A 22533-nucleotide genomic window follows, 5' to 3' on the forward strand; every position below is an offset into this window, starting at 1 on the left:
ATTTCATTGATTGTTTGCTTTATCATAAAAATATACCAATTATCCCGAATTGGTTTTTCATACTTACTCCTACCAAGAGTAAATAACAACCTTCATTTCCACCATAGTGACGGCTATGGTGGTTTTTTATTGCGAGTTGTCCTTACTTTAAAAATATTTGTTTACGTTTACAGCTTTTGCTAAACTGGAAATAACAAATCAAAGGAGCACATCATGAAAACTGCTGAAGAAATGTATCAATTCTGCCAAGACACGGGATTTTTCTCAGGTTCTGACCAACAATGGGGCGTGAGACTTTTTACAGTCTTAGAAAAACATTTAGTTTCCGACGAAGAGATTTTAGTTTGCTTTATCGGTCTGCACAATCGAACCTCTGCAACTAAAAATGACGGCTTTTATGCGTATGCCCTAACCAATCAGCGTTTTATCATGGGGCAAAAGAAAATGATTGGCGATGATTTCAAAGTAATTCCTTTAGCAAATATGCAAGATCTTCGTTTAATAAAAGAAACGAGCTTAGACTTATTGGAGATTACATCGTTAGAAGGAACGATCAAGATCGTTTTGACTGAAGAAGAAGCTCCAAAAGTTTTAGCAAAACTGAAAGAAACTATTCAATTAGTGACCAAAGAGAAGAAAACTGAACATCAATTAAACAAAGCTGAACAGCTTTTAAAAATGAAAGAATTACTGGATCAAGGAATTTTAAACGAATCAGAATTTGCGAAAATAAAAGATGACATCCTTAAATAAAAGCAAGTCTGGCTAAGAAAATATCTTAGCCAGACTTGCTTTTATTGGATCGCTGCTTTGCCCGTTTCCCGAGTCCGAATACGGATCACTTCTTCAATCGGATAAACGAATATTTTTCCTGTCCCGCATTCTTCCGACTGACAGGTTTCTAAAATTAAATCAATCACTCGGTTTACGTCCTCATCAGCTAGGATAAAGCTCACTGACACTTTAGGTAATAACGTTGTAATAATTTCTTGACCTCGAACATGACTTTTCTGACCTTTTTGTAAACCACAACCTAATACTTGGCTGACCGTCATACCATTTACTTCTATTTCCTGATCAATCACTGCCTTGATCGCTTCTAATTTTTCTTGTCTAATAATCGCTTCAACTTTTTTCATCTCAGTCTCCTCCTGCTAGCCTTAAGAGTCCATTCCCATGAATGTCGGATACGCATTTTCGTCGTGCTCTATTTGATCTAGCCCTAACGCTTCTTCTTGTTGCGAGACCCGAATCGGCATAAAGACTCTGATCAATGAGATAATCAGGTAACTAGCTGCTCCTGCAAAGACTAGCGTAAAGAGGACGCTTTCGATTTGGGCAATAAACAGATGACTCTCTCCATAAATCAATCCAGTTCGTCCGCCGATTGAAGGATCAGCAAAGATACCTGTAACGATACCGCCGAAAATTCCGCCAACACCATGACAGCCAAACGCATCTAACGCATCATCAAATCCAAGTTTCTGCTTGATAACTGAAATAAAGAAATAGCAAAACGGACTTACTAACGCTCCGATCAGCAAGCTCGACCAAATTGAAACGAATCCGGCACCCGGGGTAATGGCAACTAAACCTACAACAGCCCCTGTGCAGGCTCCGACTACAGTTGGCTTGCCGTTTAAAATCTTCTCAATCAACATCCAAGATAACATCGCACAAGCCGCCGCTGTGTTGGTAGTAATCATAGCGTGAATTGCCAAACCATCAGCTGCTAACGCCGAGCCGCCATTAAAGCCGAACCAACCAAACCACAACAGCCCTGTTCCCAAAACAACAAAGGGAACATTGTGTGGGCGATAATCACCAAGATGATATTCGCGGCGCCGCCCCAATACAATCGCTAAAACTAAACCAGAAATTCCTGAACTAATATGCACGACATTTCCCCCAGCAAAATCAATCGAACCAATTTTATCTAGGAAACCGCCGCCCCAAACCATATGCGCCATAGGAAAATACACCACCACCAGCCAAATCGCGATAAATAGGAAAATGGCTGAAAACCGCATCCGACCAGCAACTGATCCTGTTAAAATTGCGGTCGTGATCAAAGCGAACATCATTTGAAAGAATGCGAATAGCCCTTCTGGAATCCCATCCCCCTTCGACATGGAGACCCCGTTGAAAAATACTTTATCTAAGTTGCCAATAAAATCTCCACCACCGCTGAATGATAAAGAGTAACCAATGGCTATCCAAATCAAAGAAGCCAATCCCATTGTACAAATTACCATCATCATCGTGTTCAAAATATTTTTCCGCCGTTCCAGCCCGCCATAGAAAAAAGCTAATGCAGGTGTCATGAGAAAAACTAATCCTGAACAAATCAAAATAAATGCAATATTTGCTGCCATCGAACCACTCCATTTCTTTTTATGTTAAGTATTCTAACATCGTTTTTAAATAAAAAAAGAGTTTTCACTCATTTTTTTCATTTAATTCTAATTTCGTAACTTTCCATGGTAGAAAAACTTACACAAAAAGAGCAGGAAGGTTCTCCTGCTCTTACAATTCATGATATTCTTTGTAAACGTCCTGCTTCTTCAATCCATGTCGTTTGGCTACAGACTTGATAGCTTCTTTCGAAGAGGTTCCACCTGAGATCATCTCTTCAACTTGCTCCTTTAGTGTTCCTGTGAAAATTTCCTCTTCTGCTGTCTCCGTTGCACCTGAAACTAACAAACAACATTCACCCTTTAACGAATGATCTGACAAGTATTCGATCAATTCTTCTGTGGTACCTCGCAGATATTCCTCATAAAGCTTAGTCAACTCACGACAAATCACCACTTCACGATTACCAAAAACTTCCAAGATATTTTTTAATGTCTCTTTGATTCGATGCGGCGACTCATAAAAAATCAACGTTGCCTGCTGTCCTTTCAGTTCATCCAATTCCTTTTTCTGAACACTTCTCTTCCGCTGCAAAAAACCATAGAAAAAGAACGGCTGGGGCAATAAACCTGAAGCGATCAATGCAGTCATACCTGCAGTTGCTCCGGGTAAAGACACGACGGGGATTTCTTTTTCAATACAAGCCACAACTAACTCATGTCCCGGATCACTAATAGAGGGCATCCCCGCATCACTTACTTGAGCTATCGATTTGCCGCTTTCTAAAAAGTCCAGCAACTCTGGAATACGTTCATTATAGTTATGTTCATGCAAACTTTTTTGCGGCACCTTCACTTCAAAATGATTCAACAGTTTTTGAGTATTACGCGTATCCTCACTAGCTATCAAATCAACCGTTTGTAAGGTCTTGACCCCACGAATTGTCATATCCTCCAAATTACCAATCGGCGTTGGAACAAGATACAGCGTCCCCACTTGTTGTGCAAAACTTTTTTGAATCTTCACAATCATTCTCCTAACTCATCTTAAACTATTCCTTTTTTTACTAAGATCATACACCTTTGTTCTTCTGGCAAGTCTATCTCATGGAAGACTTTTAAAAACTGCAAAAAAGTGGGTGTGACATAAGCAGCGTCATACCCACTATTACTGAATAAAAGTGTTCTGGAAGTAACGACTTCAGGAACAACCTTCAATTTATTTTTGTTTGCTTTCGCGATAGATGACATCTAGGCAAAAAGCGCAAGGCTCATCCTGCTCACGTCTTGATCCATAAAGCAGATTGCAGACATGAAAACCATCCTCGTAAATTTTTTCAAGATTCAAGCGAGATTCCGACAGTTCTTGCCGTTCATCTAAAACGGGGGATTTTTTCTCATTAATCTCACGAATCCGTTCCCGCAATCGTTCGTTTTCCATTTCCAATGTGGCATTTTTTTCTACAAGCTCAAGCAATGTCTCTTTCATAGAAACTAAATCTTCAAGATTTTTGTTCATGTCTTGCTCTAGTTGATTCAAGCCATCATACAAGGAACGTCGATCCATCATGATAAATCACCTGCTTCAACAAGTTCTTGATAATCAAAATCCACCGTCGCATCACGACCAAACAAACGGACCTTCACTACTTTACTCAGCAGGTTTAAGCCGATCACTTTGCCGCGTCCTTCTGGGGTATTGATCTCTTTGCCATAATCAGGCATTTCTTTTTTCGCCGCTTCATACTCGCTATTTTCATACTTCAAACAGCACATCAAGCGACCGCATAATCCAGAGATTTTCGTTGGATTCAACGATAGTCCTTGGTCTTTAGCCATTTTGATCGAAACTGGAATAAAGTCGCCTAAAAAAGTCGAACAGCATAATGGGCGTCCACACGGTCCAATACCGCCGAGAATTTTCGCCTCATCACGTACGCCAATCTGACGTAGTTCAATTCGCGTGCGAAATACACCCGCTAAGTCTTTTACTAATTCACGAAAATCAATGCGTCCATCTGCGGTAAAATAAAAAATCATTTTACTGCGATCAAAAGTATATTCGACTTGGATCAATTTCATTTCTAATTCATGAGCGCGAATTTTTTCTTTGGCAACCTTAAAGGCCGCTTCTGCATCGGCTTCATTCTGTGCTACTTTTTTCAATTCTTTATCAGATGCTTTATGTAAAATCATTTTTAAATCATCAGATAAATCTTTTTTCTCTATTTCTATTTTTGGAATTGCCACTGTCGCAATCTGGTGCGCCTGTTGTGACTCGACCAAGACTTTATCATTATAAAAATATTCGTTTTTACCTGGTGCATAATAATAAATATGACCTGCATCCCGAAAACGAACACCCACAACTTCAACCATGGTTCTCCCTACTCTCTTAAATAACGCTAAGCAAAAACAATGCGCAACGTTACTTGTTCTGCGATATTTTGAAATGATACGTTCGCTTCTAGTTTCTGACTGGCAGACAAAACTTCTTCTAACAGGTAATTGTACGTCTTTAGGTCTGTTTGATTTTGTTTCATCACTTGATCACGTTTTTCTTTAACAAAATACGCTAACATTTCAAAGGCAAATTGCTGTTGCGTTTTGTCCTTAAATGTCTTTACCAATTTTTTCTGAACATAGATAAAAGCTTGCGGATCATTTTTTTCGAGATAATTAAACCATTGAATAACAGCATCTCTAGCTTCATTAAACCATTCATCTTTTGAGATTTCAACAGCTTTTCCATAACTATTTGTTAAATTTGCTAATAGTTTCGCGGTTTTCGCAGGGATTTGTTCTGATTCTAAACGAGACTGCAGGCGTTCAGTGGACAACGCTTGAAAATGAATGATCTGACAGCGTGAACGGATCGTAGGTAATATTTTTCCTAACGATTGAGTTTCTAAAATAATCATAAAGTTAGCAGGTGGTTCTTCTAAAAATTTCAATAAGCTGTTAGCAGAGTTTAAATTCATCTTTTCGGCTTGGTGAATGATAACAACCTTTTTCGCAGATTCAAACCCGCTTTTTGTCAATTCACTTTGCAGCGCGCGAATTTGATCGACTTTGATCGACTGACCATCGGGCTCGATCTCTACAACATCGGGATGATCTTTACTAGTTATTCGCAGACAATTATTGCATTTTTCGCAAGGCATTCCTTTTTGTAAATCTAAACAAAACAGATGCTTGGCAAACCATAGTGCCAGTTCTGCTTTGCCGGTCCCTTGATCGCCTTCAAAAAGATAAGCATGGGCCAGACGCCCATGCTCAAAACTATTTTGCAATTGACGAAAAACAATAGGTTGAATTGTCTGAAGTTTTTGTGCTTCTTCCATTTTAATACTGGTGGAAGCCTTCGACTGGCAAGACAAATACTGTCGCACCGCCGACTTCAACTTCAACAGGATAAGGGACCTGTCCGTCTAACGAAATATCCAAGGTCACTGGTGTTGTGACATATTGTGTACGAGCTTGGCACGTTTCTTTAATTAAGGCCAAAGCATCTTCTACTCGCTCGTCTTCGATCCCGATGATGAACGTACTATTGCCGGCTTTCAAAAAGCCGCCAGTAGAAGAAAGTTTTGTTGCTCGAATATTAGCATCAATAAATTCATTGGCTAAGCGGTTGGAGTCTTTGTCTTGAACGATCGCTAAAATAAGTTTCATAGTTTACACCTCTCATGATTGAAAATAGTCTGGATAACGTGTCAACAACTCGTAAAAACAATCTCTCACGACTTCGTCTAAACGTTTCCGAGCATCGATTTTTATGATCCGTTCTGGATTTGCTTCCGCTAATTTTAAATAAGCGTGCCGGACCCTCTGATGAAATTGTAACCCTTCCGAGTCCAAACGGTCAATTTGATTGGTTCGGTTCTTCATGATTCGTTGTAAGCCAGTATCTGAATCAACATCTAAATACAACGTTATATCAGGCGTTGTCCCCTCAATTGCAAATTCATTAATCTTGGCAACTTCTTCCATGCCGATTCCTCTGCCCGCACCTTGATAAGCTAACGAACTGTCAACAAACCGGTCACATAAAACGATTTTATCCTCATCTAATGCAGGCCATACTTTTTCGATTAAATGCTGACGGCGCGCTGCGGCATAAAGCAGTGCCTCTGTTCGATCATCCATTCGATCATTACTTGGGTCAAGGATCACGTGACGAATTTTTTCAGCGATCGGGATGCCTCCAGGTTCTCTTGTTTTGACGATTGACCGTTTCGCCGTTAATTGTAGTTTTGGATAAAGTTCATTCAGCACACTGGTTTTGCCTGCGCCGTCTGGTCCTTCAATCGTAATAAATAATCCGTTCACTTTTTTGTCCCCCAAATAAATTTGATCTTCTATCTCTTTCAAAAAAACACCGCGAAATCTTTATAATTCACGGCGTCCTTCCACTGCTTTTAACAGAGTAATTTCATCAGCATACTCGATGTCACTCCCGACTGACAAACCATGTGCCAGTCTCGTAACTTTGATTCCAGCTGGCTTAATCAAACGCGATAAATACATCGCAGTCGCTTCGCCTTCTGTCGTAGCGTTTGTCGCAATGATTACTTCCTTGACCTCATCATCATGGAGCCGCTTGATCAGCGGAGCAATATTAATGTCTTCCGGTCCAGTCCCTTCCATCGGTGACAAAACACCGTGAAGTACATGGTAAAGGCCGTGATATTCACGTACTTTTTCCAATGACATCACATCTTTTGGTTCTTCCACAACTAAGATTGTACTGCGATCACGAGTCGTATCGGAACAAATCTCACAAGGATCTTCTTCCGTGATATTCCCACAAACACTGCAGAAACGCAAATCTCGTTTGACACTAATCAATGACCGCGCAAACTCATTAACAGACTCATCTTTCATATCAATCGTAAAAAAGGCTAAACGGGTCGCAGTCTTTTGACCGATTCCCGGCAGCTTCATGTAACTTTCAATCAATTTCGCAATTGGTTCTGGATATTGCATTCTGTCCTTCCTCTCTTCCAGAAAGGCTTTACGAACTCCTTCAGCTTTTGCTTATTACCAAATAAAGCTGGTTCGCTAAGCCGGACATGGATAATACAACTAGCATAAACTTGATATTTATTAACCAAGAACAAAGTCGCTTACATTCCAGGAAGTCCCTTTGTATACTTGCCCATAGTTTGATCTGTTTCCTTCGTGATCTTCGCAATAGCATCATTAACTGCTAAAACGATCATGTCTTGCAACATTTCTGGATCTTCTGGATCGATCAATTCAGGATTAATGTCCATAGCTTTCATCGTTTTCTCACCAGTAAAGGTTACAGTTACTAAATCGTTGGTTGAACTGCCGGTGAATTCTTTAGCATTCAACTCATCTTGAGCTTTCACCATTTCTTTTTGCATTTTTTGCATTTGTTTCATCATGCCCTGCATATTTCCCATTCCGCGCATCATTTTATCTATTCGCTCCTTTAATCATCTTTAATCGTTACAAGATCGCCAAACAGACTTTTCGCTTGTTCAACGACTTCATTGGTTTCTTCAGGTATCAAGCTGATTTCATCATCTGTTTCATTTGTTTCAGTCGCAACTGGACGATCATGGTGCTGACTGACAAAAGCTTGCCGTAAACGCGGCCAGCTTTCACGAGTGATGAAAACAAAGTCTGGCGTGTAATCCTTGATCATCATACTCAAAGTATTCTGCATATTCAAGCGCAACTCATCACTGCTGTCTGCTCGTTGACAAACAATCTCATAATCAAACGCAATCAGTAATAAGCCTGGTCCCGCCGCCATTGGCTCACTAGCCTTTAGCATCGCACGTTGGGTTACCGGCAATGCCATCAGCAGATCTTCCCAAACATTCTTCACGTTTAGCAAATGATCTTTGGTGGCTTCACTCAATACTTGATAAACCCGTTCAGTCGGAACACGATAGCTGCTGGCGGTTTTCTTCGGTGCTGCTTTACGCTCTTCTTTTTCCACTGTTGGATTAGCTTTCAGCTGCTGCATCTCATTTTGTAATTGCTGCAGCTGGGTTTTCAACGCGGTTAATTCTGCTTGATCGGCTGGCTGTGACACAGCTGCTGGCGTAGAATTCACCGGTTGACTCGCTGAAACAGCAAGAGCCGTTTGTGGCGTTGCTAATTTCACCGTTGCTACTTCCAGATAGACATTGGCGTGATTCGTAAATCGAATCTCATTTTGGGTTTCGCTCAAAATTTTGATCATATTATACAGTCGTTCTGAAACAGTCGCTTCCGCTAACTGTTTGAAGGTGTCAGTCAAATAAGCAGCTCGGTTTTCTAATAGTTTGGGTGCCTGTTGATAAATCAACAGATCACGACAATACAATAGTAAATCTTCTGTCAATCGTCTGGCTTCTTTTCCCTCAGCTAAGATATTTTCCAAAACTTCTAAAGCACCACTAACATCCTGTTGAAGACAAGCGCCAATAAACCCATCCATCATTTCAGTAGTCAAGCTGCCCGTCACCGCTAAGGCGTCTTCTAAAGTAATTGTTTCATTACTAAAAGAGATAGCCTGATCTAAAATACTCAGTGCATCCCGCATCCCGCCTTCTGCTGCCCGAGCGATTACAGATAGTGCTTGCTCTTCATAGGGTTGATTACTCTGTTCAAGAATATAAGCCATCCGACCGATTATCGCTTGTACGTCAATTCGTTTGAAGTCGAATCGTTGTGTCCTTGAGATAATCGTTGCTGGAATCTTGTGCGGCTCTGTAGTTGCTAAGACAAAGATTACATGTTCTTTCGGCTCTTCTAGCGTTTTTAACAACGCATTGAAGGCGCCAGTCGAAAGCATGTGGACTTCATCAATTATATATACTTTATATTTAGCTGCAGTTGGTGCGTAGTTCGCACGATCCCGTATGAAACGAATTTCTTCCACACCATTGTTGCTTGCGGCATCGATTTCGATCACGTCTTCTTGTCGACCTTCAGTAATCGAACGACACATCTCACACTCATTGCAGGGTTCCCCATCAATACTGTTAGGACAATTGATGGCTTTGGCAAATATTTTTGCTGCACTGGTCTTTCCGGTTCCGCGGGGACCGGTAAATAGATAGGCGTGGGAAGTTTTCTGTTGTTGGATCGCATTTTTCAACGTCTTCGTAATCGCCTCTTGCCCGACCAAATCATCAAAACGCTGCGACCGCCAAACGCGGTAAAGTGCCTGATACGCCATAATTCTCCTCTTTTCTTTCAAAATCACTGCTTTTTATTATACGTGATTTTGTACGAAAAAACTATAGAAACCGACTGTTAGCTTCAATTGTTTAGCGTCTTTTAATTTGTCCATCTGCATCTTTTCTGTTTCGAAAAAGCCCTGTGGTATAATAGAAAAAACGTTTTTATGGAGGGATATTCATGGGACTATTTAAAGCAGCAACTAGCAGCATCGGCGGAGGCTTCGCTGATCAATGGCTAGAAATAATTGAACCAGCCAACATGGGACAGACTACGGTCATGTCAAAAGGCGTTGCCGTACGAAAAGATGATAAACGCGGCAGCAACAAAAAAGGAACTAGTGATGTGATCACAGACGGCTCTGTCATTCATGTTTATCCAAATATGATGATGCTTCTCGTCGACGGCGGTAAAATTATTGACTACACTGCCGAGGAAGGATACTACACGGTAGAAAACAATTCTGCTCCATCAATGTTCAACGGATCATTAAAAGAGGCCGTAGCTGAAACTTTCAGCCGCTTCAAATTTGGTGGTGTGACACCGCAAAAACAACAAGTTTTCTATATCAATTTACAAGAAATCAAAGGAATTAAGTTCGGTACCAGCACCCCCATAAACTATTTTGATAATTTCTATAATGCAGAACTATTTTTACGAGCACATGGTACTTATTCCATCAAAGTGACTGATCCAATTCTATTTTTCGCAAATGCAATTCCACGAAATATGGATCAAGTTGATATCAGCGATATCAACGAACAGTACCTGCAAGAATTTTTAACTGGTTTACAAGCAGCAATCAACCAAATGTCCGCTGATGGTCAACGCATTTCTTATGTCCCATCAAAGAGTATGGAACTAAGTAAATATTTATCTGACGTATTAGATGAGAGCTGGAAAGAACTTCGCGGTATGGAAATCGTTTCTGTTGCTGTTGCCAGCATTTCTTATACAGATGACTCTACTAAATTGATCAATATGCGAAATGAAGGTGCGATGTTAGGTGATCCAAACGTACGCGAAGGTTACGTACAAGGTTCAGTTGCGCGCGGTATGGAAGCCGCTGGTAAAAATGATGCTGGTGCTTCTACAGGCTTCTTCGGAATGGGCATGGGGATGAATGCGGGTGGAGATTTCCTTAATCAAGCATCTCAAAACAACAACCAGCAGATTCAACAGAATCAACAAGCACAACAAAAATCTTCTGGTGATCAATGGACTTGTCCTAAATGCGGGGAAGAAAATTCTGGTAAATTCTGTAGTAATTGTGGAGAACCAAAACCAGCTCCTGCCACTGCGGCAAAAATCGAAATGAAATGCAGCGAATGCGGTGAAATTGTCGACTTAAGCAGCGGCGTACCAAAATTCTGTCCACATTGCGGCAAACCCTTCAAAGCGGTGCCGTTAGACTAAACTATTACTGATATAGGAGGGCCTGCAAATGGCAGATGTATTAACGCATCACTGTCCGAACTGCGGCGGTCCTTTGACATTTAACCCAAGTGATCAAAAGTTTCACTGTGATTATTGTTTAAGTATTTTTACTGTGGAAGATATCGAAAAATTTGAGTCCAATAATTCAGAATCATCCGTAGAGTCACAGTCAGAAACAGCCAGCTCTGTGGAAGCAGCCAGCGGCGACATGGACTTATTTCTTTGTCCCAGCTGCGGCGCTCAAATTGTCACTGATCACACTACCGCCGCTACCTATTGCTACTTTTGTCATAATCCCGTTGTTCTGTCGGGGCGCTTGACAGGAGAATTTTTACCTAATAAAGTTTTGCCCTTTAAAATTGACCGTAAAAAGGCTGTTGCCGATTTTTTGAGTTGGACACAGAAGAAACGCTTTGTACCAAAAGATTTTTTCAATGAACAACAGATTGAAAAGATGACTGGTGTCTATTTTCCCTATTGGGTAGTTGATGCTGAAACTTCGGGGAATTTGACCGGCAAGGGAACTTCGCTGCGCGTTTGGATCGTGGGCGAAATCGAATATACTGAGACAAAAGTCTATCAGATTTTCCGCAAGGGCAAAGCAAAGATCAACCATTTAACTAAAAATGCCTTAAAGAAAAATCTCCAGCAGAAAATGGTCGAAGGGGTCCAGCCTTTTCCGATCGATCAAGCAGTGGATTTTCACACAGAATATTTATCTGGTTTTCAGGCGGAAAAACGCGATATTGAGATCAAAGACCTCGCCGAACAAATCGATCATGAGCTGACTGATTACACAAAAGATTTATTACGTGACACCGTTTCTGGATACACGACGTTCACACCAAGTAATCAGTCTGTCAATGTTGAAAAGCAGGACAACCATTATATGCTTTTGCCGGTTTGGCTTGTAACATATCAAGATGCAGCGAACAAAACCTATTACTACGCTATGAACGGACAGACTGGAAAAGTCAGCGGTGTATTGCCGATCAGTAATAAACGTTTAGGTTTATTCTCCGGTGGAATTTTTGCTGTAATCTTGGTAATTGCAATGATCGTGGGGTATTTCCTATGAAAAAACTTCTTTTACTTTTGGGTTTTCTCGCGCTGTTTACCCCATTAAAAGTTTTCGCGGCTTCTGATACAGTAGATGATCAGGCAAATCTGCTTTCTCCAGAAGAACGAACTGAACTGTCGAAACAGGCCGATGCCCTCAATAAGGAAATCAAAGGCGAAGTGTTTATCTTAACGACAAATACCAATTCGGAAGAACCGCGTAAGTTTGCTGATAATCAGTTAAGAGATCGCATCGGCAATGATAATAACGGTGCTCTTCTCTTACTGGATATGAATCAGCGAGAAATTTATCTTTCAACCTCAGGGAATATGATTGATTACATTACTGATAAACGAAGGGATAAACTTTTAGACGATGTTGAAGCAGCCATGCGTGATGGCAATTATTATCAGGCTGCTGCCGATTACCTATCCAATGCAAATGAATTTGTTGCCGATGGCATTCCCGGTGGTTCTTATCGAATAGACGAAAAGACCCGCAAAGTTACCTACTACAAGTCGATCACACCGATTGAAATCACGATTGGTTTGGTCGTTGCTGCAGTAGCGGCAATTGGGTTCTTCATCTCTATTCGATTGCGTTATCAGTTAAAGACCGGCACTTATCGTTATCCCTACCGCCAAAACGCTCAACTGGATCTGACCGAGCGTCAGGATCAGTTGGTTAATTCTTTTGTCACTACTCGTCGGATTCCAAAACCTTCCAATAATAATGGAGGCGGTGGTGGTGGTGGCAGTACTACCCATTCCAGTGGTGGTGGAACATTTGGCGGCGGCGGACGCAGTTTTTAACAAATAAAATAAAAAATGTTATCATCCTGCACCAGAGTCTTTCAAAATTAATGAAAAATTCTGGTGTTTTCATGTATTTTCTTGAATTCACCCTATGATTTTGCTAAACTTTTGTGGTTAATAGAAGTAAAGGAGCCCATCAATGAATAAAAAGAAAAGATTCCCCCTAGTTTTGGTTGTCCTACTACTTTTTTTCCAAAGCCTCATAGGAATCACCGCTCAAGCAGCAGATGACTTTTCTGTTAATGCGAATGCGGGATACGCCATTGACGCTGACTCAGGAAAAGTTTTTTTTAACCAAGACGGCGACACCCCAAAAGGCATTGCTTCCATCACTAAAACGATAACGGCATACCTCGTTTTAGATGCCATTAAGCAACAGAAAATTACTTGGGAGCAAGAAGTACCCATTTCAGAGTACGCAGAAAAATTAAGCACTGCCCCTGAACTGTCCAATGTTGCATTAGTTAGCGGACAAACATACACGGTCAAGGATCTTTTCGAGGCCATGATTGTCCAGTCTGCAAATGCATGCGCAGTTGCCTTAGCTGAATTGATTGCTGGCAATGAACATACTTTTGTAAATCAAATGCGCGAGCAGCTTACAAAATGGGGTATCAACGATGCAACCATCATCAACTCTTCTGGGCTGAGCAATGTCTATCTAGGCGAGCATATGTATCCAGGAACGCAAGAAGATGATGAAAACTTGATGTCTGCTCGTGATGTAGCAATCGTTACCCAGCACTTGATTAAAGATTTCCCTGAAGTCTTGGAAACCTCAAAAATCAAAGAGAAAACATTCGCCCCCAATTCATCTCAGCCAGACGAAATGAAGAATTGGAACGTCATGCTTTTTGAAGGACCAAATTACAAAGAAGGCGTCGATGGACTAAAGACTGGAACTACTGATTTAGCCGGTGCATGTTTTGTCGGAACGATCCAAAAAGATGGTCGCCGTGTTATCACCGTGATCTTGAACGCTTTAGATCAGCCCAACGATGAAAATGCACGATTCGCAGAAACAGGCAAATTGATGGATTACTGTTTAAATAATTGGAGTCAGCAAGACGTGACTGTCGCAGGACAAACACCGACGGACAAAAAAGAGTTGAAAGTCACAGAAGGTAAAGAAAAGACGGTTGCTCTAGCAATGGAAAAACCGGTCAAACTTTGGGTACGAAGCGATATGGATCCGAAAGATTTAACGATCAAAACTACCTTAGACCAGTCTTTATTGGACAACAACGCGATTATTGCTCCGGTTCATAAAAATGAAAAAATCGGTACTGTCAGCGTTGCGTTAACTCAAGATACTTTGGGTTATGTTCAGGAAAATGAAGGTGCAACTGCTGATCTTGTAACAAAAAATGAGGTGCAAAAAGCCAACACCTTCGAATTGATCTGGCAAAAAATTACTGGACTATTTGCATAAAACAAAAAAACTTTCGACTCGAATCGTCGAAAGTTTTTTTCTATTCTGTTTTGAAAGGAAAATACAGTTCTACTTCTCCTTCTGCAAAATGCGGTAAGTAATGCTCATGAATTGCACCGGCAAGCTCCAGTTTTTCTAAGGGAAAGATTTCTCCCAACATGAGCTTCGTCGCATCTTCAATCTTTTCCGCACTAGCTTTGACTGTCAAATAACTCATTGGCGGTACTTCCCATCGCACCCATCCTTCTGGTGCTTCAGCTTCTTCTGGAACTTGAACACCTGCTAGATAGCGTCCTTCTTCTTGCCACGGTTCTAACCAATATTTACTGTCACTCATCAAACCCCATAAATGCAAATCTTTCATTTCTTGACCAGCTAAAAACTCAACTATTTCTTCAAAATGGCTGTTCATCTGATCCCATAACAGCGGAACCCACGACGGCCCCTCTTCTGCTAAACCGCTTCCTTCTTTGCCGATCACAAAAAGTGTCGGCATGTCTATACGATTGACTCCTTTGATATCCATCCACATTCCCTCCTCGTCATAATTTTACTAATCTTCTAAAAGAAATCCAACTGATAGTTCTTGACTGCGTGTTTGACTTATTATTTGATATACTAACAAAGGGGAAAACAAGTATTTAAATAAGCTTATCATTTTTGTTTTCTACTGACTTGTTTAGCTGCACGATAGGCCGCCTGAAACTTAGGATAATTTGTTGAAATTATTACTTTTATATAGGAAAGATGTGATCGAATGAACCTGCAACGAGATTTACTTGCTTTTGCGCTTTATATAATTGTTTTGAGTGGTTTGATGATTCGCTTTAAACAAAAGAGATTCAGTAATTTTTCATTATGGACGGCGATCTTTCTGGTCTTATATTTTTGTATGCTGGAAATTCAAAATAAAACCTTCTATATTTTGATTCCACTGTTTTTCTTTTTATTGTTCTGCTATTTTTATTTTAAAGAAAAATGTCGTTTACGTAATGGCTGGCTGCTCAATCTCGCTTTAATTAGTTTCATGGGTTACGTAGTACTCATTACAATAACTGCCAGCTCATTGATCGGTGTCGGTATCCTCGGCATATTGCTCGTCTTGTTTTTAGTAACTATTTTATTTGGCTTGTATGCCGCAATCATCTTTTTGATTGGGAATAGTTTTATCGTTCTGCGCCATGAATCTCGCAAGCTTCCTAATTTACTCACCTTGATTTTAGGTTTAGCGATTATTGCGTTGATCATTTTACAGGTGGTTGGACCAAAAATCTTACCAAGCTGGTCAGTCATCCTATTATCGATTCCAACAACGATCGCAATCTATTTTTTTGTTGTCTTTTGGAATTTCCTATCGATTTCCATAGTCTATCAATTTAATCAACCGAAATACAATCAAGATTATGTCATCGTCTTAGGCGCTGGCTTGATCGGCGGTGAAAAAGTCACCCCTTTATTAGCAAAACGAATTGATCGTGCCATTCAATTTTATCGCAAACAAAGTCAAGAAACGTTATCGCCACCGCAACTTTTGATGTCAGGCGGACAAGGTCCTGATGAAAAAATCCCTGAAGCGCAGGCGATGCGGGAGTATGCCTTGGAGCAAGGTATCCCTGCCGAAGATATTTTGATGGAGGCACAATCAACGGATACTCTGGAAAATATGCGCTTCAGCAAGGAGATTATGGAGCGAGAAAAACCTGCCGGCTATCATGCAATCTTTACTTCGAACAACTATCATATTTTTAGGGCGGGAATGTACGCCGAAGAGGTGGATTTAAAGATTGACGGAATCGGTTCAAAAACCGCCCGCTATTATTTGCCAAATGCCTTTTTACGAGAATTTATCGCAGTTGCTCTAATGAACAAACGTATTCACCTGATCATCTGCGGTTTGATCACATTAGGTTTCGCGGCACTAGCAGTTATTAATTACTTTTTTGTTGGTTAAACACAAAGAAGGAATGCCAAAATTCAAGGCATTCCTTCTTTTTTTATTCTGCTCGTAAGGCAATTGCAGCATCTTTCTTCGCTGCCATTCTTGCTGGAATGTGTCCGCCGATCATTGTTAAAACTGTTGAAACAATAATCAAGATGATTCCATGAACAGGATTCAATTGTGCGACATCTTTTAATTCAGTCATATTATACAAAATCGCATTGATTGGGAATGTTGCCAAATAGGCGATCACTACACCTAATGTTCCAGAGGCTACACCTAAAATACAAGTTTCAGCATCGAACACGCGGGTGATATCTTTTTTACGTGCCCCTAAGGCCTTCAAGACACCAATCTCTTTGGTCCGTTCAATAACTGACGTATACGTGATGATCCCGATCATGATCATACTGGTTACTAATGAGATTCCGGCAAATGCCACTAATACATAAGTGATTGCGTCCATCAAGCCGCCAGTCAACTCGGTCATCGTTCCTGCTAAGTCAGTATAAATAATTTTATCTTCTTTTTTCTTGCCTTTATTGTAATCATCCAAATAGCTCAAAATTTCTTCTTTGTCTTTATAGTTGTTTGGATAGATCATGATGCTGCTTGGAATACTATCTCCGCCTAAGTACGCGAGTGTACTATCTTTGGTTGCATCATCTAATTTTTCGTTCGTCATCACATTTGTATCCGTATCTCTTTGCGCTTTGACGATTTCTGAATTTTCATTGTCCTTAACGATTTTAGAGGTCAGTTCATTACTATAAGCGATCCCTGGTGCCAATAGATTCATTGTTGAAGATTGTTTTACACGCAAGATTCCTGAGATTTTCAAGGTATCGTTGTTGGCATTGTCATACATTGCTTTGTAATCATTATTGGGAATAAAATTACCCGTCGGAATTTTTGTGTAGTATTCATTATTGTTGATCAGCTTAAACTCAGTTCCAACGATTTTATCAAAATCAATTTTTTCGCCGTCTTTGACATCAAAGCCTAGATTTTTCAATGAATTGATATTGGTACTATTATTCGCATCAACGATCAATACAACATCTGTATTTTCTTTGGGATACTCGCCGGATAACAATTTGTAATTGTCTTTTAGAAAATTCCCGGAGCTTTTATCCAATTGTGTTGGAAAAGATGAGACACCCATCCCCGTCATGCTAGACATCGCGCTCATCATAGATGGTCCGCTATCGGGCGCTTCATTCGATAATTTAACTGGTTTTACATCACCATCTACATCACGTAAAAGATTCATTCCAACCACACGAGTAAATCCGATATTGTTACTTAATTTTGGATCGATATCATTAATGTAATCCACATAGTTTTGATCGATCTTATTTGTATGCTGTGCTTTATCTTCGTCACTAATCTTGGCAACGATATTATTCTTATTCTCTTTACTTGCTCCGCTGGCTTTATCTGATCCCAGCGCTTGATTCCGATTCGCCGTCTGGTCAGTGGTTGTCTTTGAGATCGTGATGGGATATTTCGCCATCGTTTCTGCTTGGGTACTGTCGATTTGCTTCTGGAAACCGCTAGATAAGGAAAGCACGATCCCAATACTGATAATCCCGATACTGGAAGCAAAAGCAGTTAAGAACGTACGCCCCTTTTTCGTCCGCAGGTTATTGAAGGACAACTTCAAGGCAGTCATGAATTTCATCTTCGTACGTTTTAGCTGAAATTGTTCTCCTTTCTTTCCTTCAATATGCGGATGTGAATCATTCATAATACGACCATCGGAAAAATTAATCGTACGGTCCGCATACTTATTGGCTAGCTCAGGGTTATGTGTAACCATGATAACAAGTTTTTCTTTCGATAGTTCTTGGATCAAGTTCATGATTTGCACACTAGTCTCTGTATCCAAAGCCCCTGTCGGTTCATCACAAAGTAAAATGTCCGGATCATTTGCCAGTGCTCGAGCGATGGCAACCCGCTGCATTTGTCCACCAGAAAGCTGGTTCGGTTTCTTATGCATGTGATCTGCTAATCCGACACGTCGTAGCGCATCCTCAGCCCGTTGCTGCTTCTCTTCTTTCGAAACTCCACTCAGCGTCATTCCAAGTTCAACATTGTCGATGATTCCTAAATGGCTGATTAAATTATAGCTTTGGAAGACAAATCCGATCGAATTGTTTCGATAAGCATCCCAATCAGCATCCTTAAAGGTTTTCGTTGATTTGCCATCGATGACCATATCACCGGAGTCATAGTTATCTAAACCTCCAATTACATTCAGCATCGTTGTTTTCCCAGAGCCGCTGGCACCTAGGATCGCGACAAACTCTTGTCGACGAAATGCGACAGATACACCGTCTAATGCTTTTGTGGTCGTATCTCCCACATGATAATATTTTTTTATATCTTTTAATTCTAACATTGAGTCACCCTTTTTCTCTTAGTTTACTTTGCCACGATAGCATGGCATTATTAACTCAAAATGAACAAAAATTCATAATAGGTTCACAGTGATTTGCTACTATTATTAAGCAAAAGGGAGGGCAACGCAAATGAATCGAATACTTATCGTGGAAGATGATGAAAATTTATCACTACTTTATCAATCCGCATTAAAAAATGAACGCTTTGAAGTATTTCGTGCGATGAACGGTATAGAAGCCTTAGATATTTTAGATAAACAATTTATTGATTTGATCATCAGCGACATTATGATGCCGGACATGGACGGCTATGAACTAGCCGAAAGTTTGCGGGAGGCAGATTATGATCTTCCTATCCTATTTATTACTGCGAAGGATTCTTTTGAAGATAAAAAACGCGGATTTACGATTGGTGTAGATGATTATATGGTGAAGCCGATTGATGTAAATGAAATGATTTTACGTGTGGATGCCTTATTGCGACGGGCCCAAATTGTCCACACAAAAGAATTAGCCATTGGTGATACGCGGCTGAATCAGGAAACTTATCAAATCAAAACACCGTCCTTAACCGAAACATTGCCGCAAAAAGAATTTTTACTTCTATATAAATTACTCGCCTATCCCAATAAAATTTTCACCCGCCAGCAATTAATGGATGAGATTTGGGGGCTCGATTCCGATACGGATGAACGTACAATTGATGTTCATATCAAACGACTGCGTACACGTTTAGAAACTAACTCTGATTTTTCGATTGAGACTATTCGCGGATTAGGGTATAAGGCGGTCATCCACTCATGAGAAAAAAACTATTTTCCCAACTATGGGTCTATTTCGCCGTTATCACATTTTTATTGATGGTCGTCGTATTATCTGTCTTCGTCGGACTGCTTTTCATAATTAATCACTATCAATTAGTTTCACCCGAAAAGGAAGGTCACCTTTTTCCTTTCTATTTCATCATCTTTTTAAGTTTAATGATCGGTGCGGCACTCTCATTTTTTGTCGGTCAACGTATTTTGCAGCCGATTGGTAATCTCAGACAGGCGATGAATAAAGTGTCTAAAGGAGATTTCTCGATTCAATTGGACGAACAGCACCAAATGGAGGATGTCGAAGAGCTTTATCATGATTTCAATGTTATGGTAAAAGAATTAAATAGTATTGAGACATTGCGAAATGATTTTGTTTCTACTATTTCTCATGAGTTTAAAACCCCCATCGCAACCATCAAAGGATATGTCCAGCTATTACAAAATGAAGCATTGTCTCAGGAAGATCGGCAGAACTATCTGGAGCGCATGTTAGATGGCACTCAACAGTTAACCCACCTGACTGACAATATTTTGAAGCTCAGTAAACTCGATAATCAAGGATTAGGCTTAGACTTCCAACATTTTCGTTTAGACGAACAAATTCGTGAAGTAATTTTATTTTTACAACCCAAATGGGAGCAGCTGGATTTAACGCTGGATATAGATTTACCTCACACCGATTATTACGGTAACGAAGAATTTCTTTATCAAGTCTGGTCAAATTTGATGGACAACGCTATTAAATACAGCAAACAAAATGGCAGCATCTATGTTCACCTAAAGAATGAGGCAGAGGGACAAACCATCATCATTCGCGATGAAGGTATCGGTATGACAAATGAAGTGGCCGAACGAATTTTTGACAAATTTTACCAAAGCGATACGAGCCGCAAAACCAAGGGCAACGGGCTAGGTCTAGCCTTAGCAAAACAAATTGTCGAGCTACACCATGGGTCGATTAAAGTCAACAGTTCTCTTAATGAAGGAAGCAACTTTAAAATTTTTTTGCCAAACAACTTGAAAAATTCATAATTAATTGACGCAAAAAGCGATTTAATTCATCATTAGTTAATATTTGTTTTGTATGCTATGGATAACCTAAAGAAAGGGTGATTCATATGGAGAAACAGAAATACACTAAAACCGTTTATTTTGTCGAAGAGACACATAATATTGAAGGCGCTTATGTTGAAGTTAACACACTTTTTGTGGCTGACGACCAAGAAAAAGCGACGGAAGTCTATGAACAATTAATCAAAGAACAGCCAAAGAAATCCTTTGGTCTTTTACTAAACGAATACATCATCAATGCAGACGGAGGCTTTTTCCATAATCTATTACAATCATGGAAAAATCTTCCCGCTGAATTTTACAGAAAAATGCAGATCCTAACCTATCGACCACTTGCTGAATACCAAAATTAAAAAAAGCTTCAGGGTTTAGTTTTTTCTTTTGCCGCTAAAACTAAACCCTGAAACCAGACAATTATCATCTCTCAAACTCTCTCTAATAGAAAGGCTTCGCGAACTCGTTCAGCTTTTGAGCAATAAGACTAAAATTTTGATAAGTCGTTTCTCAGACTTAACAAAATTTTCGCTTATTGTCGATAAAGCTAGTTCGTGAAGCTGGACACCGTTAAAGCTGTAGATTCAATGTTTTTACTTATGAAATTTTTATATTTTCCAGTTAAAAAAATCGAGGTACTCTCTAATAGAGTATCTCGATTTTTTAAATCAATGATAATAAAAATACCGCCGCCAAGCCGGTGATAACTGAGATCGCCATCGAACGCGTCTTGTACGCAACCCCTGCAACTAAAAACATCGCAATGATCCGAACATTTCCAATCAAATCAAAATGATTTTCGCTGATGAACACATCTTTGAATACCAAAGCGGCAAATAATGAGATCGGCACGTATTTCATCCAATCACTGAACCACTGAGGAACCTGTCGTTGTGAGAAATACAACATTGGAAAAAGACGCGGCAAGTATGAAGCTCCAAACAGACAAAGAATCAGCAGCAGCAAAGAGTTATCACTCATGATGGACCTCCCCGCCGGTAAGATCATAGTGATCTGGCCCGTCATTTTTAGTATCGGCTGTCTTGCGAATCCGTTCAATCAAATATCCCGCAAAAGAAGCCAACAGTGTCGCCAAAATCAATCCAAAAGTATTTTTGAATACCAGCATAAAAATCACTGCCAATCCGCCAGATAATAAGCCGGTGGCTAATAAAAGACCATTGCTCAACTGCATCATGAACATAAAAATAAACATCGCGGTTAAGGCAAAATGAACCAATTCAGTATCCACATGAATAACAGAACCGAAAATCGTCCCCAGCACCGTACTTCCTGTCCAAGAAACCATCGAAAACCAATTAACATACAAGGCCTTTTTGCGGTTCCAGTCAGGATCAGTGGAATATTTCAAATAATTGACTGCATAATTTTCGTCATTCATCGACTGGGAAAACAGTGCAATAAATGAACGTTTCTCTTTTTTGAAAAATTGTGACAAACTGGAGCCTAATAATGCATAACGCAGCTCCAAGAAAAAAACCATTAAGATTGTGGACACAAATGATGCATGAACACTTATCATCGAGACGACTAAAAATTGGGCGCCTCCAGAGAAAACAAGCATCGAAAGCAAGGCAGTTAATAAAATGTTAAATCCCGCTTTTTGCAGCAGCATGCCGCAGGCTAATCCAACCGGAATGTAACTCAAACAAAGCGGCAATGCCGCGTATAATGCCTCTAACCATGGTGTCCTTTTTTTTACAGGCATGGTGTGTTCTCAATTCCCTTCACGTTCACAGGATAAAAAGCATTTTCATTCTAACACATTCTTTAGAAAAAAGTAGCACTGTGCGACCTTCTTGGTTTCTCAACAATTTATCACCGATCATTCGTAAAAACACGTAACCACTTCCCATATTCTCCTGCATAAAAGACCGCTCTTGGCAATAATCCGAATTATAGTGAAAAAGATTGATTGATCATTTGTTTTATATTCATAAAAAGAGGAAACTTTTAAAATTTTCTTATGAAAACTTCATGT

General features: G+C 40.1%; 24 protein-coding genes. 9 read left to right on the top strand and 15 right to left on the bottom strand.

What is annotated here, in order from left to right; genetic code table 11:
* Positions 1–213: 213 nt before the first annotated feature.
* The gene (locus A5875_RS08975) at positions 214–753 is read left to right on the top strand and encodes a PH domain-containing protein (protein WP_088933275.1); all 540 of its coding nucleotides are present in this window, start codon (positions 214–216) and stop codon (positions 751–753) included.
* Between the two features lie 41 nt (positions 754–794).
* Here A5875_RS08975 and A5875_RS08980 read toward each other — a convergent pair whose 3' ends face one another.
* The 11 genes from A5875_RS08980 to dnaX form a co-directional block, all read right to left on the bottom strand.
* Entirely contained in the window at positions 795–1139 is a 345-nt protein-coding gene (locus tag A5875_RS08980; RefSeq protein ID WP_088933276.1) for a P-II family nitrogen regulator, read from the bottom strand.
* Positions 1140–1160: 21 nt separating this feature from the next.
* Positions 1161–2375: an ammonium transporter gene (locus A5875_RS08985; protein ID WP_088933277.1), complete on the bottom strand. Its 1215-nt coding sequence runs from the start codon at positions 2373–2375 to the stop codon at positions 1161–1163.
* A 151-nt stretch (positions 2376–2526) separates the two neighbouring features.
* A complete protein-coding gene (gene rsmI / locus A5875_RS08990; protein WP_176244644.1) occupies positions 2527–3387 on the bottom strand; it encodes a 16S rRNA (cytidine(1402)-2'-O)-methyltransferase in 861 nt (286 codons plus the stop codon).
* A gap of 186 nt (positions 3388–3573) precedes the next feature.
* Complete coding sequence (locus tag A5875_RS08995) at positions 3574–3921, bottom strand: DNA replication initiation control protein YabA (RefSeq protein ID WP_171004900.1); 348 nt, start codon at positions 3919–3921, stop codon at positions 3574–3576.
* On the bottom strand, positions 3921–4733 hold the full coding sequence (locus A5875_RS09000; RefSeq protein ID WP_088933280.1) for a PSP1 domain-containing protein: 813 nt from the start codon (positions 4731–4733) through the stop codon (positions 3921–3923). The genes A5875_RS08995 and A5875_RS09000 overlap by 1 nt, the downstream gene beginning before the upstream one ends.
* A gap of 26 nt (positions 4734–4759) precedes the next feature.
* Positions 4760–5698 (bottom strand): DNA polymerase III subunit delta', encoded by a 939-nt coding sequence (gene holB / locus A5875_RS09005; protein WP_088933281.1) that lies wholly within the window; start codon positions 5696–5698, stop codon positions 4760–4762.
* Position 5699: 1 nt separating this feature from the next.
* The gene (locus tag A5875_RS09010) at positions 5700–6029 is read right to left on the bottom strand and encodes a cyclic-di-AMP receptor (RefSeq protein WP_010740793.1); all 330 of its coding nucleotides are present in this window, start codon (positions 6027–6029) and stop codon (positions 5700–5702) included.
* 12 nt (positions 6030–6041) lie between these two features.
* Complete coding sequence (tmk, locus tag A5875_RS09015; protein WP_088934661.1) at positions 6042–6686, bottom strand: dTMP kinase; 645 nt, start codon at positions 6684–6686, stop codon at positions 6042–6044.
* 60 nt (positions 6687–6746) lie between these two features.
* A complete protein-coding gene (gene recR / locus A5875_RS09020; RefSeq protein WP_088933282.1) occupies positions 6747–7343 on the bottom strand; it encodes a recombination mediator RecR in 597 nt (198 codons plus the stop codon).
* 140 nt (positions 7344–7483) lie between these two features.
* Entirely contained in the window at positions 7484–7798 is a 315-nt protein-coding gene (locus A5875_RS09025) for a YbaB/EbfC family nucleoid-associated protein (protein ID WP_088933283.1), read from the bottom strand.
* Between the two features lie 17 nt (positions 7799–7815).
* Positions 7816–9558, bottom strand: a complete 1743-nt coding sequence (dnaX, locus tag A5875_RS09030) for a DNA polymerase III subunit gamma/tau (RefSeq protein ID WP_088933284.1) — start codon at positions 9556–9558, stop codon at positions 7816–7818.
* A gap of 182 nt (positions 9559–9740) precedes the next feature.
* On the opposite strand from dnaX, the gene A5875_RS09035 reads away from it, so the two are divergent.
* The 4 genes from A5875_RS09035 (at position 9741) to A5875_RS09050 (ending at position 14304) form a co-directional block, all read left to right on the top strand.
* Positions 9741–10976, top strand: coding sequence for an SPFH domain-containing protein (locus tag A5875_RS09035; RefSeq protein WP_088933285.1), 1236 nt, complete (start codon positions 9741–9743; stop codon positions 10974–10976).
* A 28-nt stretch (positions 10977–11004) separates the two neighbouring features.
* Positions 11005–12075: an ATP-binding protein gene (locus A5875_RS09040; RefSeq protein ID WP_088933286.1), complete on the top strand. Its 1071-nt coding sequence runs from the start codon at positions 11005–11007 to the stop codon at positions 12073–12075.
* The gene (locus tag A5875_RS09045) at positions 12072–12869 is read left to right on the top strand and encodes a TPM domain-containing protein (protein ID WP_088933287.1); all 798 of its coding nucleotides are present in this window, start codon (positions 12072–12074) and stop codon (positions 12867–12869) included. The genes A5875_RS09040 and A5875_RS09045 overlap by 4 nt, the downstream gene beginning before the upstream one ends.
* Positions 12870–13011: 142 nt before the next feature.
* Positions 13012–14304 (top strand): serine hydrolase, encoded by a 1293-nt coding sequence (locus tag A5875_RS09050; protein ID WP_088933288.1) that lies wholly within the window; start codon positions 13012–13014, stop codon positions 14302–14304.
* Positions 14305–14344: 40 nt separating this feature from the next.
* Here A5875_RS09050 and A5875_RS09055 read toward each other — a convergent pair whose 3' ends face one another.
* Positions 14345–14830 carry a GyrI-like domain-containing protein gene (locus A5875_RS09055; RefSeq protein WP_088933289.1) on the bottom strand — a complete coding sequence of 162 codons (486 nt, stop codon included), beginning with the start codon at positions 14828–14830 and terminating at the stop codon, positions 14345–14347.
* 231 nt (positions 14831–15061) lie between these two features.
* On the opposite strand from A5875_RS09055, the gene A5875_RS09060 reads away from it, so the two are divergent.
* Positions 15062–16255 (top strand): YdcF family protein, encoded by a 1194-nt coding sequence (locus A5875_RS09060; RefSeq protein ID WP_088933290.1) that lies wholly within the window; start codon positions 15062–15064, stop codon positions 16253–16255.
* 43 nt (positions 16256–16298) lie between these two features.
* Here the strand turns inward: A5875_RS09060 and A5875_RS09065 are convergent, their stop codons facing one another.
* Entirely contained in the window at positions 16299–18647 is a 2349-nt protein-coding gene (locus A5875_RS09065; RefSeq protein WP_088933291.1) for an ABC transporter ATP-binding protein/permease, read from the bottom strand.
* Between the two features lie 130 nt (positions 18648–18777).
* Between A5875_RS09065 and A5875_RS09070 the strand changes: the two genes are divergently transcribed.
* The 3 genes from A5875_RS09070 (at position 18778) to A5875_RS09080 (ending at position 20890) form a co-directional block, all read left to right on the top strand.
* The gene (locus tag A5875_RS09070) at positions 18778–19452 is read left to right on the top strand and encodes a response regulator transcription factor (RefSeq protein WP_088933292.1); all 675 of its coding nucleotides are present in this window, start codon (positions 18778–18780) and stop codon (positions 19450–19452) included.
* A complete protein-coding gene (locus A5875_RS09075; RefSeq protein ID WP_088933293.1) occupies positions 19449–20498 on the top strand; it encodes a sensor histidine kinase in 1050 nt (349 codons plus the stop codon). The genes A5875_RS09070 and A5875_RS09075 overlap by 4 nt, the downstream gene beginning before the upstream one ends.
* Before the next feature lie 86 nt (positions 20499–20584).
* Complete coding sequence (locus A5875_RS09080; protein WP_088933294.1) at positions 20585–20890, top strand: hypothetical protein; 306 nt, start codon at positions 20585–20587, stop codon at positions 20888–20890.
* Between the two features lie 304 nt (positions 20891–21194).
* Here the strand turns inward: A5875_RS09080 and A5875_RS09085 are convergent, their stop codons facing one another.
* Together A5875_RS09085 and A5875_RS09090 are read right to left on the bottom strand one after the other, a co-directional pair.
* On the bottom strand, positions 21195–21512 hold the full coding sequence (locus A5875_RS09085; protein ID WP_088933295.1) for an AzlD domain-containing protein: 318 nt from the start codon (positions 21510–21512) through the stop codon (positions 21195–21197).
* Complete coding sequence (locus A5875_RS09090) at positions 21505–22260, bottom strand: AzlC family ABC transporter permease (RefSeq protein ID WP_088933296.1); 756 nt, start codon at positions 22258–22260, stop codon at positions 21505–21507. Before A5875_RS09090 ends, A5875_RS09085 begins: the two co-directional genes overlap by 8 nt.
* Positions 22261–22533 lie beyond the last annotated feature (273 nt).

The sequence above is a fragment of the Enterococcus sp. 3H8_DIV0648 genome (genome assembly GCF_002140655.1).
Taxonomy (GTDB): Bacteria; Bacillota; Bacilli; order Lactobacillales; family Enterococcaceae; genus Enterococcus_A; species Enterococcus_A hulanensis.

Excerpts from the sequence above, each read along its gene's own strand:
- A5875_RS08975 (WP_088933275.1), top strand. The coding sequence starts at position 214 with ATGAAAACTGCTGAAGAAATGTATCAATTCTGCCAAGACACGGGATTT.
- A5875_RS08980 (WP_088933276.1), bottom strand. The coding sequence starts at position 1,139 with ATGAAAAAAGTTGAAGCGATTATTAGACAAGAAAAATTAGAAGCGATC.
- A5875_RS08985 (WP_088933277.1), bottom strand. The coding sequence starts at position 2,375 with ATGGCAGCAAATATTGCATTTATTTTGATTTGTTCAGGATTAGTTTTT.
- rsmI (WP_176244644.1), bottom strand. The coding sequence starts at position 3,387 with ATGATTGTGAAGATTCAAAAAAGTTTTGCACAACAAGTGGGGACGCTG.
- A5875_RS08995 (WP_171004900.1), bottom strand. The coding sequence starts at position 3,921 with ATGGATCGACGTTCCTTGTATGATGGCTTGAATCAACTAGAGCAAGAC.
- A5875_RS09000 (WP_088933280.1), bottom strand. The coding sequence starts at position 4,733 with ATGGTTGAAGTTGTGGGTGTTCGTTTTCGGGATGCAGGTCATATTTAT.
- holB (WP_088933281.1), bottom strand. The coding sequence starts at position 5,698 with ATGGAAGAAGCACAAAAACTTCAGACAATTCAACCTATTGTTTTTCGT.
- A5875_RS09010 (WP_010740793.1), bottom strand. The coding sequence starts at position 6,029 with ATGAAACTTATTTTAGCGATCGTTCAAGACAAAGACTCCAACCGCTTA.
- recR (WP_088933282.1), bottom strand. The coding sequence starts at position 7,343 with ATGCAATATCCAGAACCAATTGCGAAATTGATTGAAAGTTACATGAAG.
- A5875_RS09025 (WP_088933283.1), bottom strand. The coding sequence starts at position 7,798 with ATGATGCGCGGAATGGGAAATATGCAGGGCATGATGAAACAAATGCAA.
- dnaX (WP_088933284.1), bottom strand. The coding sequence starts at position 9,558 with ATGGCGTATCAGGCACTTTACCGCGTTTGGCGGTCGCAGCGTTTTGAT.
- A5875_RS09035 (WP_088933285.1), top strand. The coding sequence starts at position 9,741 with ATGGGACTATTTAAAGCAGCAACTAGCAGCATCGGCGGAGGCTTCGCT.
- A5875_RS09040 (WP_088933286.1), top strand. The coding sequence starts at position 11,005 with ATGGCAGATGTATTAACGCATCACTGTCCGAACTGCGGCGGTCCTTTG.
- A5875_RS09045 (WP_088933287.1), top strand. The coding sequence starts at position 12,072 with ATGAAAAAACTTCTTTTACTTTTGGGTTTTCTCGCGCTGTTTACCCCA.
- A5875_RS09050 (WP_088933288.1), top strand. The coding sequence starts at position 13,012 with ATGAATAAAAAGAAAAGATTCCCCCTAGTTTTGGTTGTCCTACTACTT.
- A5875_RS09055 (WP_088933289.1), bottom strand. The coding sequence starts at position 14,830 with ATGGATATCAAAGGAGTCAATCGTATAGACATGCCGACACTTTTTGTG.
- A5875_RS09060 (WP_088933290.1), top strand. The coding sequence starts at position 15,062 with ATGAACCTGCAACGAGATTTACTTGCTTTTGCGCTTTATATAATTGTT.
- A5875_RS09065 (WP_088933291.1), bottom strand. The coding sequence starts at position 18,647 with ATGTTAGAATTAAAAGATATAAAAAAATATTATCATGTGGGAGATACG.
- A5875_RS09070 (WP_088933292.1), top strand. The coding sequence starts at position 18,778 with ATGAATCGAATACTTATCGTGGAAGATGATGAAAATTTATCACTACTT.
- A5875_RS09075 (WP_088933293.1), top strand. The coding sequence starts at position 19,449 with ATGAGAAAAAAACTATTTTCCCAACTATGGGTCTATTTCGCCGTTATC.
- A5875_RS09080 (WP_088933294.1), top strand. The coding sequence starts at position 20,585 with ATGGAGAAACAGAAATACACTAAAACCGTTTATTTTGTCGAAGAGACA.
- A5875_RS09085 (WP_088933295.1), bottom strand. The coding sequence starts at position 21,512 with ATGAGTGATAACTCTTTGCTGCTGCTGATTCTTTGTCTGTTTGGAGCT.
- A5875_RS09090 (WP_088933296.1), bottom strand. The coding sequence starts at position 22,260 with ATGCCTGTAAAAAAAAGGACACCATGGTTAGAGGCATTATACGCGGCA.